The 19,157-nt window shown below is 68.8% G+C and carries 18 protein-coding genes; 10 read left to right on the top strand and 8 right to left on the bottom strand.

Going from position 1 to position 19,157, the window contains the following annotated elements; genetic code table 11:
* The first annotated feature begins 79 nt into the window (after window positions 1-79).
* Window positions 80-1,006, top strand: a complete 927-nt coding sequence (locus tag JOE67_RS03600; protein WP_204974185.1) for a DUF808 domain-containing protein — start codon at window positions 80-82, stop codon at window positions 1,004-1,006.
* 20 nt (window positions 1,007-1,026) lie between these two features.
* On the opposite strand, the gene JOE67_RS03595 is transcribed toward JOE67_RS03600, so the two are convergent.
* Both JOE67_RS03595 and JOE67_RS03590 read right to left on the bottom strand, forming a co-directional pair.
* Entirely contained in the window at window positions 1,027-1,245 is a 219-nt protein-coding gene (locus JOE67_RS03595; protein ID WP_204974184.1) for a hypothetical protein, read from the bottom strand.
* A gap of 2 nt (window positions 1,246-1,247) precedes the next feature.
* Complete coding sequence (locus JOE67_RS03590; RefSeq protein WP_338041485.1) at window positions 1,248-2,819, bottom strand: dolichyl-phosphate-mannose--protein mannosyltransferase; 1,572 nt, start codon at window positions 2,817-2,819, stop codon at window positions 1,248-1,250.
* Between the two features lie 59 nt (window positions 2,820-2,878).
* On the opposite strand from JOE67_RS03590, the gene rsmI reads away from it, so the two are divergent.
* The 5 genes from rsmI (at window position 2,879) to JOE67_RS03565 (ending at window position 7,773) form a co-directional block, all read left to right on the top strand.
* A complete protein-coding gene (rsmI, locus tag JOE67_RS03585; RefSeq protein WP_204974183.1) occupies window positions 2,879-3,700 on the top strand; it encodes a 16S rRNA (cytidine(1402)-2'-O)-methyltransferase in 822 nt (273 codons plus the stop codon).
* Window positions 3,701-3,794: 94 nt separating this feature from the next.
* On the top strand, window positions 3,795-4,406 hold the full coding sequence (locus tag JOE67_RS03580) for a class I SAM-dependent methyltransferase (RefSeq protein WP_338041484.1): 612 nt from the start codon (window positions 3,795-3,797) through the stop codon (window positions 4,404-4,406).
* A gap of 131 nt (window positions 4,407-4,537) precedes the next feature.
* Complete coding sequence (metG, locus tag JOE67_RS03575) at window positions 4,538-6,115, top strand: methionine--tRNA ligase (RefSeq protein ID WP_204974182.1); 1,578 nt, start codon at window positions 4,538-4,540, stop codon at window positions 6,113-6,115.
* 13 nt (window positions 6,116-6,128) lie between these two features.
* Window positions 6,129-7,004, top strand: a complete 876-nt coding sequence (locus JOE67_RS03570; protein WP_204974181.1) for a TatD family hydrolase — start codon at window positions 6,129-6,131, stop codon at window positions 7,002-7,004.
* 184 nt (window positions 7,005-7,188) lie between these two features.
* Window positions 7,189-7,773, top strand: coding sequence for a GNAT family N-acetyltransferase (locus JOE67_RS03565; RefSeq protein WP_204974180.1), 585 nt, complete (start codon window positions 7,189-7,191; stop codon window positions 7,771-7,773).
* 9 nt (window positions 7,774-7,782) lie between these two features.
* On the opposite strand, the gene JOE67_RS03560 is transcribed toward JOE67_RS03565, so the two are convergent.
* Entirely contained in the window at window positions 7,783-9,057 is a 1,275-nt protein-coding gene (locus JOE67_RS03560) for an MFS transporter (protein ID WP_338041483.1), read from the bottom strand.
* Window positions 9,058-9,101: 44 nt separating this feature from the next.
* Here JOE67_RS03560 and rsmA point away from each other — a divergent pair, with 44 nt between their 5' ends.
* The 3 genes from rsmA to JOE67_RS03545 are packed head-to-tail and all read left to right on the top strand — an operon-like array spanning window position 9,102 to window position 11,957.
* Window positions 9,102-9,968: a 16S rRNA (adenine(1518)-N(6)/adenine(1519)-N(6))-dimethyltransferase RsmA gene (gene rsmA, locus JOE67_RS03555; protein ID WP_204974179.1), complete on the top strand. Its 867-nt coding sequence runs from the start codon at window positions 9,102-9,104 to the stop codon at window positions 9,966-9,968.
* A 4-nt stretch (window positions 9,969-9,972) separates the two neighbouring features.
* The gene (gene mgrA, locus JOE67_RS03550) at window positions 9,973-11,037 is read left to right on the top strand and encodes an L-glyceraldehyde 3-phosphate reductase (RefSeq protein WP_204974178.1); all 1,065 of its coding nucleotides are present in this window, start codon (window positions 9,973-9,975) and stop codon (window positions 11,035-11,037) included.
* Window positions 11,037-11,957, top strand: a complete 921-nt coding sequence (locus tag JOE67_RS03545; RefSeq protein WP_204974177.1) for a 4-(cytidine 5'-diphospho)-2-C-methyl-D-erythritol kinase — start codon at window positions 11,037-11,039, stop codon at window positions 11,955-11,957. The genes mgrA and JOE67_RS03545 overlap by 1 nt, the downstream gene beginning before the upstream one ends.
* A gap of 33 nt (window positions 11,958-11,990) precedes the next feature.
* On the opposite strand, the gene mmsB is transcribed toward JOE67_RS03545, so the two are convergent.
* The 5 genes from mmsB to JOE67_RS03520 all read right to left on the bottom strand — a co-directional run bounded on the left by mmsB (window position 11,991) and on the right by JOE67_RS03520 (window position 17,647).
* Window positions 11,991-13,205 (bottom strand): multiple monosaccharide ABC transporter permease, encoded by a 1,215-nt coding sequence (gene mmsB / locus JOE67_RS03540; protein ID WP_204974176.1) that lies wholly within the window; start codon window positions 13,203-13,205, stop codon window positions 11,991-11,993.
* Window positions 13,192-14,736 carry a multiple monosaccharide ABC transporter ATP-binding protein gene (gene mmsA / locus JOE67_RS03535; protein ID WP_204974175.1) on the bottom strand — a complete coding sequence of 515 codons (1,545 nt, stop codon included), beginning with the start codon at window positions 14,734-14,736 and terminating at the stop codon, window positions 13,192-13,194. The genes mmsB and mmsA overlap by 14 nt, the downstream gene beginning before the upstream one ends.
* 94 nt (window positions 14,737-14,830) lie before the next feature.
* On the bottom strand, window positions 14,831-15,952 hold the full coding sequence (chvE, locus tag JOE67_RS03530) for a multiple monosaccharide ABC transporter substrate-binding protein (RefSeq protein WP_204976647.1): 1,122 nt from the start codon (window positions 15,950-15,952) through the stop codon (window positions 14,831-14,833).
* A gap of 50 nt (window positions 15,953-16,002) precedes the next feature.
* Window positions 16,003-16,503 carry a class II aldolase/adducin family protein gene (locus tag JOE67_RS03525; protein WP_204974174.1) on the bottom strand — a complete coding sequence of 167 codons (501 nt, stop codon included), beginning with the start codon at window positions 16,501-16,503 and terminating at the stop codon, window positions 16,003-16,005.
* A 139-nt stretch (window positions 16,504-16,642) separates the two neighbouring features.
* Entirely contained in the window at window positions 16,643-17,647 is a 1,005-nt protein-coding gene (locus JOE67_RS03520; protein ID WP_204974173.1) for a substrate-binding domain-containing protein, read from the bottom strand.
* Window positions 17,648-17,725: 78 nt separating this feature from the next.
* Here JOE67_RS03520 and JOE67_RS03515 point away from each other — a divergent pair, with 78 nt between their 5' ends.
* Complete coding sequence (locus JOE67_RS03515; protein ID WP_204974172.1) at window positions 17,726-19,117, top strand: threonine/serine exporter family protein; 1,392 nt, start codon at window positions 17,726-17,728, stop codon at window positions 19,115-19,117.
* The last annotated feature ends 40 nt before the right edge of the window (window positions 19,118-19,157 follow it).

Genomic DNA, 19,157 nt, shown 5'->3' with positions numbered 1-19,157 from the left:
GATTCTCGTGGCGGCCGCGCGGGCACAGTAGTCTTGCAGGCCGGAGCGCGCTCGCCGAGCGTGCCGGGGAGGAGCCCGAATGTCGGTTGGTCTGCTGGCGGTCGTCGACGACATCCTGAGCGCCGCGATGAAGGCGTCCGCGAAGGCTGCGGGCGTCGTCATCGACGACGCCGCCGTCACGCCGCAGTACGTGCAGGGGCTGACGCCCGCGCGTGAGCTGCCGGTCGTGGGCAAGATCGCCCTCGGGTCGATCGCGAACAAGTTCCTCATCATCATCCCCATCGCGATGGTGCTGACCGCCTTCGCGCCGTGGGTGCTGCCCTATCTGCTGATCATCGGAGGCACCTATCTCTGCTTCGAGGGCGCCGAGAAGGTGCTGGAGTGGTTCGGCTTCGGGCACGGGCACGACGACGAAGGTGCCAGAGACGAGAAGCGACTGGTGTGGGGTGCGATCCGCACCGACCTGATCCTGTCGACCGAGATCATGCTCATCTCGCTGGCGAGCCTCGATCGCGGTCTGGGCATCTGGCAGACCCTGGGAGTGCTGGCGGTGATCGCCCTGCTGATGACGGGGGTCGTGTACGGGGCGGTCGCACTGCTCGTCAAGCTCGACGACATCGGGCTGCGCATGGCGAAGAACCCGGCGCGCAACGTGCGGCACACGGGCACCCGCATCGTGCGATCGATGCCGGCCGTGTTCCGCGTGATCAGCGTGGTCGGCACGGTCGCGATGCTGTGGGTCGGCGGTCACCTGGTGGTCGTCAACCTCGGCGAGGTCGGATGGCATGCACCCGCCGACCTGCTGCACGGTGTCGACGAGCTGCTCGCCTCGCTGGGCGGCTTCGTCGTCTGGCTCGGCAACACCGCCATGTCCGCCGTCGCCGGCATGCTGGTCGGCCTGGTGGTCGTCGGCGTCGTGCTGCTGATCGGCAGGCTGATGGGCAAGCGGCCCACGTTCGATGAGGCGCACCGCGCCGGCCACACCGCGCCGGAATCCGTAGCCTGATCCGACCGCGTCAGCCCGGGTCAGCCGGCATTGCGCGGATGCCGCCGCGCGGCCCGCTCGTTGCCCCGGCGGTAGTCGCCGGTGAGACGAGCCATCAGCAGCTGCGGATCGTCTGTCTCGACGCGGCTGAGGAAGTCGGCCGCTCGCGCGCCGCGAAGGGTGGCCGCCCGGATGCCGTGATGCAGGATCACGACCTCGTCGCCTCGGACGCGGTGCTCGAACCCGTGCGGTGAGGGCATGGTCAGATCCAGCCAGGCAGCCAGTTGTGGATGAGCCAGAACGGGTAGGGCACGCTCATGCCGGTCCACACCGGGTAGAAGAACGCCGAGACGAGCACGACCACGACCAGATACACCGCCACGGTGCGCTGACCGGCCTTCCGACGGTGCAGCGGATCGGTCCGCCGTCCGGCGAGATCGCGCAGCGCGACGGTGAGCGCGAGGACGACGAACGGCAGCATCACGACCGTGTAGAACTGGAAGATCGTGCGGTTCGGCACGAGCAGCCACGGCACGTAGGTCGCCAGCAGACCCACCAGGGCCGCCGTGTGCAGCGGGCCCACGGGCTCGTGCTCGACGAGGCCTCGCACGAAGCGGTACAGCAGGTAGACGGCCGCGATGACGCCGCCGTACCAGATCAGCGGATTCGGCACAGACGAGATCACCGCTATGCAGTGGTCGGTGCCGCAGCCGGCGGGATCCGAGCCGACCCAGATCGCGGTCGGACGCAGCAGCAGGGGCCATTGCCACGCCGGGCTGGCGTAAGCGTGCGGGGTTGCGAGCCCGATGTGGAAGCCGTACATCGACGCGTGGTACTTCCACAGCGCAACCAGGGGGTTGGCGTCGGCGCCGCGGTCGTAGCCGCCCGATGTCACGAGCCACCCGGTCCACGAGATCAGGTAGGTCAGCATCGCAGGGCCCACCATCAGCACGAACGACGCCGGACCCTGGCGCAGCACGGCGTCGCTCGGCCATAGCGGGACGTTCGCGCGCCGACGGGCCAGGGCGTCGGTGACCACGGCGTAGAGGCCGAACACGGCCAGGGCGTACAGGCCGGACCATTTCACGGCCGACGCGGCTCCCAGTGCGACGCCGGCGGCGATCAGCCACGGCCTCGACCACACAACGGGTCCGATCAGCCGCACGGGTGCGTCGTCGGCATCCGCCCTGCGCTGCGCGACGATCCGCGCGTCGAGCAGTGGCAGCGACCGGTCACGATCAAGCAGCACGAACAGGAAGCCGAGCAGGATGAAGAAGGTGAGAGCGCCGTCGAGCAGCGCGATGCGGCTCAGCACGATGCCGAGCCCGTCGACCGCGAGCAGGCCGCTCGCGATGGTCGCGAACACGCGGGAGCGGGTCAGGTGCAGAGCGACCAGATACAGCACGAGCACGGTCAGCGAGCCGAGCAGGGCAGTCGTCAGTCGCCAGCCGACGCTCGAACCTGGCCCCAGCAGAGCCATGCCGATCGCGATGATCCACTTGCCGAGGGGCGGATGCACGACGTACGAGCCTGCGGTCTGCATGGCGGAGTCATCGCCCTTCGGCAGCCCGGCATCGGCGCCGTCGCCCCACTTGCCCTCGTAGCCGAGGTTCCACAGCGACCAGGCGTCCTTCACGTAGTACGTCTCGTCGAACATGATTTCGTGCGGATGCCCGAGGTTCGTCAGACGCAGCACCGCGGCGAGCAGAGTGACCAGCAGGGGAGCGAGCCAGCCGAGCGTGCGCGCACGAGAGGCATCCGCAAGGCCCCAGGCCGCGACACGCTCCCCGCGCGTCGCGGGGCGAGACGGCGTCGGGGGTGCGGGCAGGGTCACCTGATCAGCCTAGGCAATCACCTTCGGATCGGCTGACGGCACCCGCCTAAGCTGGTCGGGTGATCATCCTCGCGGCGACCCCGATCGGCAATCTCGGCGACGCCTCCCGCCGCCTGATCGAGGTGCTCGAGAACGCCGAGGTCGTCGCTGCAGAAGACACCCGCACGACCCAGCGGCTGCTGCAGGCGCTGAAGATCGAGAACCGGCCGCGGCTGATCGCGCTGCACGACCACAACGAGAAGCACAAGGCTGCCGAGCTGGCGGAGCTCGCCGAGCAGCAGGATGTGGTGGTCGTCAGCGACGCGGGGATGCCCGCGGTCAGCGATCCCGGCTACGGCGTCGTCGCCGCCGCCGTCGAGCGCGGTGTGACCGTCACGGCGATCCCCGGGCCGAGTGCGGTGCTGATGGCCCTCGCGATCTCCGGATTGCCCACCGACCGCTTCACGTTCGAGGGCTTCCTTCCGCGAAAGCCGGGGGAGCGCCGCTCCATGCTGGGCGCGCTGGCGAACGAGCCGCGCACGATGGTGTTCTTCGAGTCTCCTTCGCGGCTCGCGTCCTCGCTCGCCGACATGGGCGCGGGGTTCGGTGCGGATCGCCGCATCGCGGTCTGCCGGGAGCTCACCAAGCTCTACGAAGAGGTGCGCCGCGGCACCGCGTCCGAGCTGGTGGCCTGGGCTGAACAGGGTGTCAAGGGTGAGATCGTCGTGGTCGTCGAAGGCGCTGCCCCGGTCTCGGTCTCCGCAGACGACGCGCTTGCACAGGTGCAGGCACTCGTGGCATCCGGAACCCGTCTCAAAGACGCCTGCGCCGAGGTCGCCGCTGCCACCGGCCTGTCGTCCCGCGACCTGTACCAGGGCGCCCTTGCCGCGAAGCGGGCATGAGGCGCCGTATGCCGAGCGCACCACGTCGTGTCGAGCGCACCACCGGCCGACGCGGTCATGCGGTGCTGTCGACGGCGGCCGGTACAGTCGGCGCGTGACCGATGAGATGATCGCTGCCGCGTACGACGCTCGAGCGGCGGAGTACGTCGCGCTGATCGGCGACATCGGACAGACGGATGCCCGTGACCGCACGCTCATCGCCGCGTGGCGCGACGCCACACAGGGGCGGCTGCTGGATGCCGGATGCGGGCCGGGCCTGTGGACGCGGTTCCTGCACGACGGCGACCGCGCCGTGCTCGGCGTCGACCTGTCGGAGGAGTTCATCGCGCACGCCCGCGGACGGCATCCGGACCTCGAGTTCCGCCAGGGGTCGTTCGCCGCACTCCCGGTGGCGGACGCGTCGCTGGGCGGAATCCTCGCCTGGTACTCGCTGATCCACACCCCTCCTGAAGGGCTGCCTGCGATCCTGGCCGAGTTCGCCCGGGTGACGGCGCCCGGCGGCAGCATCCTGATCGGCTTCTTCGACGGCCCGGCGCGCGAGCCCTTCGCCCACGCCGTCGCGACGGCGTACTTCTGGACCCCGGATGCCCTGCAGCCGCTGCTCGAGCAGGCGGGCTTCATCGTCACCGCCTTCGAGCGCCGCGTGCGCACTCCCGGCGAGCCCAGCATCCGCCCCCACGCCTCACTGACCGCCACCCGCGCCTGACCCTTTCACTCCTCCCACACCACCCCATCGCCCGCGACGTCCCGATTCCCGCCCGGCGGCGCCCCATCACAAGAACGAGAACCAGGTCACGGAACAGAAGCCGCCACGAGTTCCCGCCTAGAATCGATCGCATGCCCGCAGGCGAATCGTTCTACATCACCACGCCCATCTACTACCCGTCCGACGTGCCGCACATCGGCCACGGGTACACGACGGTGGCCGTCGACACCCTGTCGCGCTGGCACCGCCAGGCGGGTGATGACGCATGGATGCTGACCGGCACCGATGAGCACGGTCAGAAGATGCTGCGTGCGGCCGCGGCGAACAACGTCACTCCGCAGGAGTGGGTCGACAAGCTGGTCGGCGAGAGCTGGTTCCCGCTGCTCGAGACGCTCGACGTCGCGAACGACGACTTCATCCGCACCACGCAGGAGCGGCACGAGAAGAACGTGCAGGTCTTCTTCCAGAAGCTGTACGACGCGGGTTACATCTACGCCGGCGAGTACGAGGCGCTGTACTGCGTCGGCTGCGAGGAGTTCAAGCCCGAGTCCGAGATCGTCGACGGCACCGGTCCGTTCGAGGGGCTGAAGGTCTGCGCGATCCACTCGAAGCCGCTCGAGCTGCTGCAGGAGAAGAACTACTTCTTCAAGCTCAGCGAGTTCCAGGACCGCCTGCTCGAGCTGTACAAGACCCAGCCCGACTTCGTGCGCCCCGACTCCGCGCGCAACGAGGTCGTCTCGTTCGTGAGCCAGGGTCTGAAGGACCTGTCGATCTCGCGGTCGACGTTCGACTGGGGCATCCCGCTGCCGTGGGACGAGTCGCACGTCATCTACGTGTGGGTCGACGCGCTGCTCAACTACGCCACCGCCGTCGGCTACGGCGAGGACAACGAGAACTTCGCCCGTCGCTGGCCCGCGTACCACGTGGTCGGCAAGGACATCCTGCGCTTCCACGCCGTCATCTGGCCCGCACTGCTGATGGCCGCGGGGCTCGATGTGCCGAAGGGCATCTTCGCGCACGGCTGGCTGCTGGTCGGCGGAGAGAAGATGTCGAAGTCGAAGCTGACGGGTATCGCGCCCACCGAGATCACCGACGTGTTCGGCTCGGACGCGTACCGCTTCTACTTCCTCTCGGCCATCGCGTTCGGGCAGGACGGCTCGTTCTCGTGGGAGGACCTCTCGGCCCGCTACCAGGCAGAGCTCGCCAACGGCTTCGGCAACCTGGCTTCGCGCACGGTCGCGATGATCCAGAAGTACTTCGACGGCGTCGTGCCGGCGCCTTCCGAGTACACCGAGCGCGACCTGGTGGTGCAGAAGAAGGTGGCGGATGCCACGGTCGCGGCCGATGCGGCGATCGAGAACTTCCGCATCGACGAGGCCATCGACGCGATCTGGACGATCGTCGACGACCTGAATCTGTACATCACCGAGAACGAGCCGTGGGCCCTGGCGCGCGACGATGAGCAGCGTGAGCGTCTGGGCACCGTGCTGTACACCTGCGCGGAGGGCCTGCGGGCGCTCGCCGTGCTGCTCTCGCCGGTGATGCCGCAGTCGACCGCGAAGCTGTGGGACGCCCTCGGCGTCGAGGGCTCGCTCGGCGAGATCACGGCTCAGCCGATCCGCGAGGCAGGCACCTGGGGTGCGCTGCAGCCCGGCACGACCGTGTCCACGCTCGCGCCGCTGTTCCCCCGCGTCGAGCAGACCGCCTGACCCGCGAGGCGAGATGGCAGACACGTACGTGCAGCGCCGGGATGCCGAGGGCCGCAAGGACCTGCGTTACCCGGCGGCCCCCGAGCCGCTGACCGTCGCGGTCTACGACAACCACGCGCACCTGGAGATCACCGACGGCGTCGAGCCGCTCTCGCTCGCGGAGCAGCTGGACCGGGCGGCCGAGGTCGGCATCGCCGGAGTCGTCCAGGCGTCGGGCGACATCGAGTCGTCGCGCTGGGCGGTGGATGCCGCGGCATCCGACCCTCGGGTGCTCGCGGCCGTCGCCATCCATCCGAACGACGCGCCGACGTACGCGGCTGAGGGCCGCCTCGATGAGGCGATCTCGGTGATCGACGAGCTCGCGGCGCATCCGCGCACTCGTGCGATCGGCGAGACAGGGCTCGACTACTTCCGCACCGGCGAGGCCGGGCGTCCGGCGCAGCACGAGTCGTTCGAGGCGCACATCGCGCTGGCGAAGAAGCATGGCATCGCCATGCAGATCCACGACCGCGACGCACACGATGACGTGCTCGAGACTCTGGCTCGCGTCGGCGCACCGGAGAAGACGGTCTTCCACTGCTTCTCGGGTGACGATGCGATGGCTCGAATCGCCGCGGATGCCGGCTACTGGCTCTCGTTCGCCGGCAACGTCACGTTCAAGAACGCCCAGAACCTGCGCGATGCGCTCGCCGTCACACCGCTCGACCGGATCCTGGTCGAGACCGACGCGCCGTTCCTCACTCCGGTGCCGCTGCGCGGTCGCCCCAACGCGCCCTATCTGGTGCCGATCACGGTGCGCTTCATGGCTGCCGAGCTCGACGTCGACGTCGATGAGCTCTGCGCGCAGCTCGCCGCCAACACGCTGTCGGTGTACGGCTCGTTCGCCTGACCCGCCCCCCCGCGTCGCCCGCGCGATGCCCCGCGATGCCCCGCGGTGCCCCGCCCCCCGCGATGCCCGCCATGCCAGCGGTCCTCGCCCCTGCCGAGCTACCTCGCCCCCGCTCAGCTGCGCGAACCAGCAGGGGCGAGGTAGCTGGGCAGGGGTGGCGGCGACCGTCGCGTAGCCTGAACGGGTGCACTTTGCCGATGAGATCACCCTGGATGACGGACGCGTGCGGCTCGAGCCGCTCGGCCATCAGCACGCAGACGACCTGAGCCGAGCCGCGGCGACGCTCGCCCCGGCCTGGTACACCTCGGTGCCGAGCGCCGGCGAGGTGCCGGCCGAGATCGATCGCCGGCTCTCACTGCGCGATGCCGGGGCGATGAACCCGTTCGCCGTCCGTCGGCTGCAGAGCGGAGAGGTCGTCGGCATGACGACGTTCTGCAGCATCGATCAGCCGAACCGCCGGGTCGAGATCGGCTACACCTGGCTCGGCGCCGCCGCGCAGGGCACCGAGGTGAACCCGGCGATGAAGCGGCTGATGCTCGGGCACGCCTTCGACGCATGCGACGCCATCGCGGTGTCGCTTCTGACGCACTTCCACAACAGACAGTCGCGTGCCGCGATCGAGCGGCTCGGGGCCAAGCTCGACGGGGTTCTGCGCAATCACCGCATCATGCCCGACGGATCGCTGCGCGACACCGCGAACTACTCGATCCTTCCGCACGAGTGGCCGGCGGTGCGCAACGGCCTCGACGCGCGGCTGGCGCGCCGCTGACCGACGACCTCACGCCGTCGCCGCGGCTCCTTCGTCGAGCGCCGGCTTCGCTGCGGCGATGTGCGAGATCTGCCGCCACATCAGCAGCAGAGTGACCGCGGAGCCCGCGAACGCGAACCACCAGGGAGCCGTCAGCCCCCAGGTCTGCGCCAGCACGCCGCCGAGCGCCTGGCCGAGTACCATGCCGCCGAAGACGCCGACCATGTTCACCGAGCCGACCCGGCCCTGCAGCACATGGGGCACCAGCCGCTGCCGTACGGTCGTCGAGATCGTGCCCCAGACGAAGGCGTATGCGCCGAAGCCGAACATGATGACCAGCGCGATGACGCCGTTCGTCGTCAGCGCGAAGGCGAGATGCATGAGCACCTCGAGCGACAGGCACACCTTCATGATGGTGGCGAACGACACATGTCTCTCGAGCCATCCGAAGCTCAGCGTGCCGAGCAGCCCGCCGATCGCCGAGGCGGTCGTCAGCGCGCCGAAGCCGACCGGGCCCATTCCCAGGTGCTCGGTGGCATAGAGCACGAGGATGCCCCAGGGTGCAGCCCACGTGACGTTGAACGCGAGGATGATCACGATCAGCGTGCGCACGGGCTTGTTGTGCCACGCCCAGCGAAGCCCCTCGCCGATCTCGGTGTGCACGGGGCGCTTCTTCTCGGCTGTCTCGGCTGCATCCGACCGCGCAGGCACAGGCTGCCGGGAGATCCGCGAGATCAGCACGAGCGCCATGGACACGGCGAGCACCTGCGCGAGGAACGGCCAGAACGATCCGACGGCGAACAGGAAGGCTCCGAGAGGCGGACCGGCGAGCTGGTTCGCGACGAGGAACCCGGCCTGCAGCCGCGCGTTGCCGATGCCGAGGTCAGCCGGCTTCACCATCATCGGCAGCAGCGTGCTCGTGCTCGTATCGGCGAACACCTCCGCGGTGCCGTACAGGAACGACACGACCAGCACGATCGCGATGTTCGCGGTGCCGGTCACGAGGAAGGCGACGAGACCGGCGACGACGAGGGCCCGGATGCCGTGCGCGAGCATCACGAGCATCCGCCGCTCGACGCGATCGGCGATCGCGCCCGCGTGCAGACCGAACAGCAGCCACGGCAGGAACTGCAGCATGGCTCCCGAGGCGACGAGGACCGGCGACGAGGTCATCGACGCGATCAGCAGGGGAGAGGCGGCGAGGGCGATGCCGTCGCCGATGTTGCTCGTCCACGCGGCCGACATCAGCCAGCGGAAGTCGCGGCCCAGGCGGCGCGGGGCGATGAGCTCTCCGAGTGCGGTCACTCGCACGATCTTAGGGGTGGGGCGGGATGCGCGAGAATGGACGCATGACCGTCTCCCTGCTCGGCGCCACCGAGATCCGCCGTCTTGCCGCCGAGCTCGACGTCACCCCCACGAAGAAGCTGGGGCAGAACTTCGTCGTCGACGCGAACACCGTGCGCAAGATCGTCACCGCGGCGGGCGTGCAGGCGGGTGAGCGCGTCGTCGAGATCGGACCAGGGCTCGGGTCGCTGACCCTGGCGATCCTCGAGACCGGCGCATCCGTCACCGCCGTCGAGATCGACCATCGTCTCGCCGAGCGGCTGCCGCAGACCGCCCGCGAGCGGGGAGTCGCAGAGGGCGCACTGACAGTGGTGGATGCCGATGCCATGCGCGTCACCGAGCTGCCCGGCGACCCCACGGTGCTCGTCGCCAATCTTCCCTACAACGTCTCCGTGCCGGTGCTGCTGCATTTCCTCGAGACGTTCACGTACCTGCAGCGCGGCGTCGTGATGGTGCAGGCCGAGGTCGCCGAGCGCCTCGCGGCGAAGCCCGGTTCGAAGATCTACGGCGCCCCGAGCGTCAAGGCCGCCTGGTACGGGCCGTGGCGGCTGTGCGGCACCGTCTCACGTCAGGTGTTCTGGCCGGTTCCGAACGTCGACAGCCTGCTCGTCGGCTTCGTGCGCGATGAGGTTCCGCGCGGCGATGAGGACGAGCGCCGGAGGACCTTCGAGATCGTCGACGCGGCCTTCAACCAGCGCAGGAAGATGCTGCGCCAGGCGCTCTCGGGTCTCTACGGCGGGTCGGCGGCGGCATCCGCCGTGCTGGAAGCGGCCGGGGTCGCGCCGACTGCCCGGGGTGAGGATCTCACGGTCGACGACTACCACCGCATCGCGCGCGTCCAGCCCGATGCCCTCGCGGTGCCGATAGCCTGACAGCGTGACCGAACCGCGCTTCCGACCCGACGTCCCCGAGATCCACCGGCCGTATGTCGCTGCCACGGATCGCTACCAGCGCTTCGAGTACCGCCAGGTCGGCACGAGCGGGCTCTACCTGCCGCCGATCTCGCTGGGCCTGTGGTGGAACTTCGGCGACAACATCCCGCTCGACAACCAGCGCACGCTGCTTCGCCATGCGTTCGACAGCGGCATCACCCACTTCGATCTGGCGAACAACTACGGTCCGCCCTACGGCTCCGCCGAGAAGAACTTCGGTCGCATCTTCGCGGAGGACCTGCGTCCGTACCGCGACGAGCTGATCATCTCGTCGAAGGCCGGGTGGGACATGTGGCCGGGCCCGTACGGCGACCTCGGCAGCCGAAAGTACATCCTCGCCAGCGCCGAGCAGTCGCTCACCCGCATGGGCCTCGAGTACGTCGACATCTTCTACTCGCATCGGGTCGACCCGGTGACTCCGGTGGAGGAGACGATCGGAGCGCTCGACGCCCTCGTGCGTCAGGGCAAGGCTCTCTACGTCGGCATCTCGTCGTACAGCGCCGAGCGCACCGAGGCTGCGGTCGCGGTGGCCAGCGATCTCGGCACGCCGCTGGTGATCCATCAGCCCTCGTACTCGATCCTCAACCGCTGGATCGAGGACGGCCTCACCGACGCGCTGCGCTCGACCGGTGTGGGCGCGATCGCCTTCACGCCGCTGGCGCAGGGACTGCTCACCGGCAAGTACCTCCAGAACGGCACGGCCGATCGGGCTCAGAAGCGCAGGTCGCTGCCCGACCGGCCCCTCTCGGAGGAGGGGCTGGCCGTGCTCAGGGGCCTGAACGACATCGCGGTGGACCGCGGGCAGACGCTGGCGCAGATGGCGCTGCAGTGGACGCTGCGCGACCCTGTCGTCGTCTCGGCGCTCATCGGCGCCTCGCGTCCTGAGCAGCTCGACGAGAACATCGCGGCGATCGACGGCCCCGAGTTCAGCGACGATGAGCTCACGGCGATCGATTCCCTCGCGCACGGCGTCGATGTGAACCTCTGGTCCGTGTCATCGGAGCTGTGATGGCATCGCGACCCGTGCATGTGCGGGCTCCCGGGAAGATCAACGTCTACCTCGGCGTCGGCCCCCGCCACGACGACGGCTATCACTCGCTCGCGACCGTCTTCCAGGCCGTGTCGCTGTACGAGGATGTCTACGCGAGCCCCTCGGATGCATTCACTCTCGAGGTGGACGGAGACGTCGATGTCTCGGGTGTGCCCCTCGACGATCGAAACCTGGCGATGCGCGCGGCCAAGCTGCTCGCGCAGACCGCGGGGGTGGATGCCGGGGTGCACCTGCGCATCCGCAAGGGCGTACCCGTGGCGGGCGGCATGGGTGGCGGGTCGGCGGACGCCGCCGCCGCGCTGGTCGCGTGCGACGCACTGTGGGGAACCGAGCTCGGCGCGCACCGGCTGCATGAGCTGGCTGCACGGCTCGGTGCCGATGTGCCGTTCGCGCTGCACGGCGGAACCGCGGTCGGCTCGGGCCGCGGCGACGAGCTCACGCCCGCTCTCGCGCGCGGGCGGTTCGACTGGGTGCTCGTGCTGAGCGAGCAGGGCCTGTCGACCCCCGCGGTCTACGGCCAGCTCGACCTCCTGCGCGCACAGGACGGTGCTGTGGCCGATGATCCGCCGATGTCGCTCGACGTGCCGCTCGCTGTGCTGCAGGCGCTGCGTGCGGGGGATGCCCGCGATCTCGCCCCTGCTCTGCTGAACGATCTCGAGGTCGCAGCGCTGGTCGATCGGCCGGACCTCACGTCGGCACTCGTCGACGGCATACGGTTCGGCGCTCTGGGGGGAATCGTGTCGGGCTCGGGCCCAACGATCGCCCTGCTGTGCGACGATCCGGATCAGGCGCGCCTGGTGCAGGATCTGCTGCGCGACACAGGCCGCACGGCGCTGCACGTGCACGGGCCGGTGCCCGGCGCCCGCGTGATGGGGTGATCGCCGGGCACCGGCCCGTGAGTGCGCGGTAGGTCAGACGCGCTGGCGGCGCTTGTTCCAGACGTCGAATGCGACGGCCAGCAGCAGCACCATTCCCTTGATGAACTGCTGGGAGTCGGTGCCGACGCCCAGCAGCGACATGCCGTTGTTCAGCACTCCCATGATCAGACCGCCGGTGATCGCGCCGATGATGCGGCCGACGCCGCCCTGCACGGCGGCACCGCCGATGAAGGCTGCCGCGATGGCATCCAGCTCGAACAGGTTTCCCGCACCGGGGCCGGCCGAGTTCAGGCGGCCCGTGAAGACGAGGCCGGCGAGGGCCGCGAGCACTCCCATGTTCACGAACAGCCAGAAGTCGATCCGGCGGGACTTGATGCCGGACAGATCGGCCGCGTGGCGGTTGCCGCCGATCGCGTAGATGTGCCGGCCGAACACGGTGCGCCCCATCACCATGGTGTAGCCCACGATCAGCGCGGCGAGCACGATCAGCACGATCGGGGTGCCGCGCGAGCCGTCGGCCATGCCGAGCAGGTAGGTGAGGTATCCCAGCAGCACCACGCCGCCGATGAGGCGGACGAGGAACCAGGTGCGTGCCTCGGGCTCGAGTCCCATCTTCCGCACCTTCGCCCGCTCGCGCAGCTCGTAGCCGACGAAGAGCACGAGCGTGAGAACGCCCAGACCGAGCGTGATCCACTCGACCGGCGATGTCGATGCGGGGAACAGCTGCGGGAAGAGGTACCCACCGCCCAGCTGGCGGTACTCACGTGGGAACGGGGTGATCTGCGTGTTCGAGAGCACCATCTGGGTGAGACCGCGGAAGATCAGCATGCCCGCCAGCGTGACGATGAACGCCGGGATGCCCACCACGGCCACCCAGAAGCCCTGCCAGGCTCCCACGAGGGCGCCGACGAGGAGCGCTGCGATGATGCCGATCCACCAGGGCCATCCCCAGTGCACGACCATCACGCCGGATATGGCGCCGACGAACGCCGCCACCGAGCCGACCGAGAGGTCGATGTGCCCGGCGATGATGATCATCACCATGCCGATCGCGAGGATCAGGATGTAGCTGTTCTGGACGATGATGTTCGCCACGTTGCCTGCCGTGAGCAGCTTGCCGCCGGTCACGACCTGGAAGAAGACGACGATGGCGATCAGCGCCAGGAAGATCCCGATCTGACGCATCCGCGAGGTCAGCTGGGAGAGCACCTCGTTCGCACGGGGCGCGGTCTCGCTACGGGTGGACATGGTCGGGTTCCTTCTCCTTGGTCATGTAGTGCATGAGGGTCTCGGGGGTGGCGTCGGCGATGGCGACCTCCCCGGTGATGCGCCCTTCTGACAGGGCATAGATGCGGTCGCAGATGCCGAGCAGCTCGGGCAGCTCGGACGAGATCACGATGACGCCCTTGCCCTGAGCGGCGAGGCGGTTGATCAGCGAGTAGATCTCGTACTTCGCGCCGACGTCGATGCCGCGCGTGGGCTCGTCGAGGATGAGCACCTCGGGGTCCGAGAACAGCCACTTCGACAGCACGACCTTCTGCTGGTTGCCGCCTGAGAGCTTGCCGACCACGGAGGCGACCGACGGAGCCTTGATGTTCATGCTCTTGCGGTAGCCCTCGGCGATCACGACTTCTTCGTGACTGTTCACCCAGCCGCCTCTGGCGATCTTGCCCAGCGCGGCCACGGAGATGTTGCGCTTGATGTCCTCGATGAGATTGAGGCCGTAGCGCTTGCGGTCCTCGGTCGCATAGGCGATGCCGGCGGCGATGGCGCTCGACACCGTGCGGGTGTTCACCTCGCGCCCGCGCACGTAGACGCGCCCGGAGATGTTGGTGCCGTAGCTGCGGCCGAACACGCTCATGCCGAGCTCGGTGCGTCCTGCGCCCATGAGGCCGGCGATGCCGACGACCTCTCCGGCCTTCACGGTCAGGTTGGCGCCGTGGATGACGGTGCGGTTCGGGTCGGCCGGGTGGTGCACCCACCAGTCCTCGATCCGGAACACCTCTTCGCCCACGTCGACCGATCGGTCGGGGTAGCGGTGCGCGAGGTCGCGGCCGACCATCCCCTTGATGATGCGGTCCTCGCTGATCTCCTCGCTGGTGAGGTCGAGGGTCTCGATCGTGCGGCCGTCCCGGATGATCGTGACCTTGTCGGCGATGTCCTTGATCTCGTTGAGCTTGTGGCTGATGATGATCGACGTGATCCCCTGGCCCTTGAGGTGCCGGATCAGGTCGAGCAGATGCGCCGAGTCGTCGTCGTTGAGCGCGGCGGTCGGCTCGTCGAGGATGAGGAGCTTGACCTCCTTCGACAGAGCCTTGGCGATCTCGACGAGCTGCTGCTTGCCGACGCCGATCTCATTGACCGGAGTCGACGGGTCGTCGCGCAGCCCGACGCGGGCCAGGAGCTTCTGTGCCTCGAGGTTGGTCGCGGCCCAGTCGATGACTCCGCGCCTCTGCCGCTCGTTGCCGAGGAAGATGTTCTCGGCGATCGACAGGTAGGGGCTCAGCGCGAGCTCCTGGTGGATGATGACGATGCCGTGGCCCTCGGAGTCGCGGATGTCGCGGAACTGGGCGACCTCGCCCTCGAAGACGATGTCACCGCCGTAGGTGCCGTGCGGGTACACACCGGAGAGAACCTTCATGAGCGTGGATTTGCCGGCGCCGTTCTCGCCGCAGATGGCGTGCACCTGCCCGCGCTCGACCTCGATCGTCACGTTCTGCAGCGCCTTGACGCCGGGGAACTCCTTCGTGATGTCGCGCACCTCGAGGATCGTGCTCATTCGCTCTCCTCCCTTCTGCCTTTTGGTTGCGTGGTGGACTGCTGATGGATGCCCGGTCCGGGCCCGCCGCGAGAGGCGGGCCCGGACGCGGAGATCACTTCAGATCGTCCTCGGTGTAGTAGCCGCTGTCGACCAGGACCGACTTGTAGTTGTCCTTGGTGACGATGACCGACTCGAGCAGGTACGACGGCACGACCTTGACCGTGTTGTCGTAGGTCTCGGTGTCGTTCACCTCGGGCTTCTCGCCCTTGAGGATGGCGTCGACCATCTCGGCCGCGACCTTGCCGAGCTCGCGGGTGTCCTTGAAGATCGTCGAGTACTGCTCGCCGGCGATGATCGACTTCACGCTGCCGGCCTCGGCGTCCTGCCCGGTGACGACGGGGAGGTCGCTGGCTGCGTATCCGCCAGAGGTCAGCGCCGAGATGATGCCGATCGACAGACCGTCGTACGGCGAGAGCACGCCGTCGAGCTTGGTGCCGCCGATGACCGTGAGGATGTTCTCCATGCGCTTCTGTGCGGTCTCGGGCAGCCAGCGAAGGATCGCGGCCTGCTCGAAGTCGGTCTGGCCGGATGGGACGGTCAGCACGCCCTTGTCGAGGTACGGCTTGAGGGTGTCCATCGCGCCGTCCCAGAAGAACTTCGCGTTGTTGTCGTCGGGGCTTCCGGCGAACACCTCGATGTTGAGCGGACCTTCGACGCCGGTGTCCTTGCCGTTCTCGTCGAGCACGCCCAGACCGGTGAGCAGGCTGGTCGCCTGCTGCACGCCCACCTGGTAGTTGTCGAACGTCGTGTAGTAGTCGACGTTCTCGGTGCCGTTGATCAGGCGGTCGTAGGCGATGACGGGCACGTCGTTGTCGGCCGCCTGCTGCAGCACGTCGGTGAGGGTGGTGCCGTCGATCGAGGCGACGATCAGGGCGTCGGCGCCGGTCGAGACCATGTTCTCGATCTGCGAGACCTGGGTGGGGATGTCGTCGTTGGCGTACTGCAGGTCGACCTTGTACCCCATCTCCTCGAGGGTCTTCTTGACGTTGTCGCCGTCGGCGATCCAGCGCTCGGACTGCTGCGTGGGCATCGCGACGCCGACGGTGAAATCGGACGCCGGCTTGTCGCCGGCGCCGTCGCCGCCGTCTCCGCCGCCGCCGCGCGTGCCGCTGCAGCCGGCCAGGACGAGGGCGGCCGTGGCGGCGATGCCGACGAGCGCGAGAGACCTCTTCATCTTCACTGTGTGCTCCTTCATTGGGTGGTCGGGTGAGTGAGGACCCGGGATTACGGGTGGTGCGGAGTCCTGCTGGACTCGTTCGGGGGCGCGGTGCCCCCGGGGTCCGCCACGGCCCCGAGAGCGGCGGCGGGAGTCTTAGCGTGCACGACGCGGCCGTCGCGGCTGGCGACGGCGGGCGCCTGCATCGTGCGGTGTGCGCCGGCGTGCTCGGCGGTGGCGGCGGATGCCCGCGTGCGGCGGTCCCAGGCCGCACTCACGAGCCTGCCGTCGAGGTCGGCCAGCGAGGTCTGGGCGGGGCCGACGGCCGCCAGGTCGGCGGTGTCGGGGGTGATCACGAAGAGATCGGTTCCGTCGACGCGCAGGGAGAGCGCCGTCGGACGCGCGACGACGGGTGCCGCAGCGCAGGCCTCGCAGAGCTGCTCACGGGTGCGGGCGATGATCACGGCCGCCACGGCCGCGCGCGCGTCTCCGCGGTCGCGGGAGGCGGGGGCGTGCGGCATCGTGGACTCCATCGTCGTCTGCAGGTGGCCGTTCGGGACGGCTGACATTGTGACCGTTCACAAGTCGTGCTTGATAGTAAATGTGAAACGGTCACATCTGTCAAGAGGTGAATATCGGTCCGACGAGCCGCTCAGTGGCCGAACATGATCGCCCTTCGTGCGGGCCGTGTTCCCGGGTGTCGCGAGATCACGCCGACGGGGGTGCCGTCGATGCGCGGCGCACGAGCTCTGGCGTGATCCGCGATGGTGCAGCATCGCCGCCCGCGATCAGGTCGAGCAGCATGCTCATGGTGCGCCGGCCGATCTCGGCGAAGTCCTGCCGCACCGTGGTCAGAGGGGGCGCGAAGTGGGCGGCCTCGGGGATGTCGTCGAAGCCCACCACGCTGATCTCACGCGGTGCCTCGATGCCGAGCTCGCGACAGGCGTGCAGGAAGCCGAGGGCCATCTGGTCGTTGCCGGCGAACACGGCCGTGAAGTCGCGGTAGCGCAGCAGCTCCATGCCCGCGTAGTACCCGAACCCCGCGCTCCAGTCACCGAGGATCGGGGCCCTGGTGCGCAGGTCTGCATCCGACAGTGTCTCGAGGTAGCCCTGCATCCGGGCATCCGCCTCGATCCAGTCGCGAGGGCCGGCGATATGCACGATGTCGGTGTGGCCGAGGTCGATCAGATGCTGGGTCGCCAGCCGGGCCCCGGCGACCTGATCGACGCCGACGCTGTGCGCCTTGGCGCGCCCGCTGGTGTCGAGCGTGATCGTCGGTATCGACATCGCCACGTCGTCGAGAGCGTGCACGATGCGCTCCTGGGGGGCGATGACGACGAGAGCCTCGATGTTCTGCGACATCATGAAGTCGAGACTGCTGCGCACCGAGGCGTCGTCTCCCGTCGCCAGGGTCGTCAGGCTGATGCGGTAGCCGGCCTCGCGAGCCGAGACCTCGAGGGCGTTGATCGCGGTGGTCGGACCGTAGTGCACCGACATCGAGGTCAGCACGCCGATCGTGCGCGAGCGACTCGTGACGAGTGCGCGGGCCGCCTGATTCGGGCGGTAGCCGAGCTCGTCGATCGCGGCGAGCACGCGGTCCTTCGTGGCCGAGCGGATGTTGGGGGAGTCATTGAGCACCCGTGACACCGTCTGATACGAGACGCCGGCGAGGCGTGCGACATCGCGGATGTTCGGTGCACGGACGCGATCCACGTGTCGGCCTCCCTGATGTGTACGTTCACACGGTGATCTCCATTATGAAGGTCAGGCTCGTCCTGTGAGGATGGACTGATGGCTGCACAGAAGAACTGGCGCGTGCGTCTGGTCGAGGCCATCCGCGTCGATGCCTCGTCCCGCCCCGAGACCCAGGCGATCCTGTCGGTCGACGAGATGTATGCCCGACGCGTGATCGAACTCGCGATGCGCATCGCAGAAGCGCTCATCGCTGTCGGCGCGGCGGCCAACGAGGTGGTGCTCTCGGCGACCCGCGTCGCCGCGGCCCTCGGGATCAGGCCCGTGCACGTCGACATCACCTTCAACTCCATCGCGGTGTCGTACCAGGGTGGCGAGTCCGACCCGCCGTTCACGGCGATCCGGGTCGTCCGGGCGCCGGTTCCCGACCACGCCAAGCTCCAGCAGCTGCAGGCGCTCGTCGTCGAGATCGAGGGCGGTCTCGCCCTGCCCGAGGCGCGCGTGCGCTTCCATGCCATCCGGCGCATGCCCTTCCGCTACCGCCCGACGGTGATCGTCCTCGCGCAGGCGCTGCTGGCGGTCGGCGTCTGCCTGCTGTACGGGGCATCGTGGGTCACGACGCTCATCGCGTTCTTCGCGGCATGCGGCGCTGCGCTCACCCAGAGGTGGATGGCCCGCATGCACGTGCCGTTCTTCTTCTCGCAGGCCGCAGGAGCGCTCGTCGTCACGGCGTTCGCCGCGGCCACCAATGCACTGCGCACGAGCGGCGTCGCGCCCTTCGACGAGGCCAGCATCGCCGTGATCGTCGCCGCGGGGATCGTGCTCATGCTCGCCGGGATGTCGGTCGTGGGAGCGGCGCAGGACGCCATCGACGGCTTCGCGCTGACAGCGGGTGGACGCATCCTCGACCTCGCTCTGCTCACGCTCGGCGTCGTGATCGGCATCGTCGGCGGAGTCGCGCTCGCACAGCGGCTCGGAGTCGGCTTCCCGCTGTCGACCCAGCCGCCCGCCCTCGGCCCCTGGGCCATGCAGGTGGTGGGGGTCGTTCTGATCGCCGTCACGGTCGCGGTGTGGAACGGCGCCACCTCGCGTACCATTCTCGTCTCGGCCGCGCTCGGCGCGATCGCGTGGGGCGGATTCAGTGCCGCCGGGGCGGGCGGGTTCGGCGTGCCGATCGCCAGCGCCGCCGGCGCCCTGATCGCGAGCTTCGTGGGCACTCTCATCGCGCACCGACTGCACGTCCCGTCGATCGCGGTGACCACGGCCGCGATCGTGCCCATGGTGCCCGGATCGGTCGTGTACCGCGGCCTGCTGGGCATCGTCGAGGCCGAGCAGGATCCGATCGGCCTCATCCTCGGCTTCTCCGACCTGATGCAGGCAGGCGCGGTGGGCCTGGCCCTGGCGTCGGGGGCATCCCTCGGACTCGTCCTCGGCGCACCCGTCCGCGACACGCTGCAGAGCGTTGTGCGCCGTCGGGGCCGCATCCGCTGAGAATCCCGACGGCCCGCCGTCGCCTACCCTGGAAGGCGAC

It is taken from the genome of Microbacterium esteraromaticum (genome assembly GCF_016907315.1).
In the GTDB taxonomy this organism is placed as follows: Bacteria; Actinomycetota; Actinomycetes; order Actinomycetales; family Microbacteriaceae; genus Microbacterium; species Microbacterium esteraromaticum.
The sequence above is the reverse complement of the archived record's forward strand: the minus strand, read 5'-3'. Positions and strand labels throughout refer to the sequence as shown.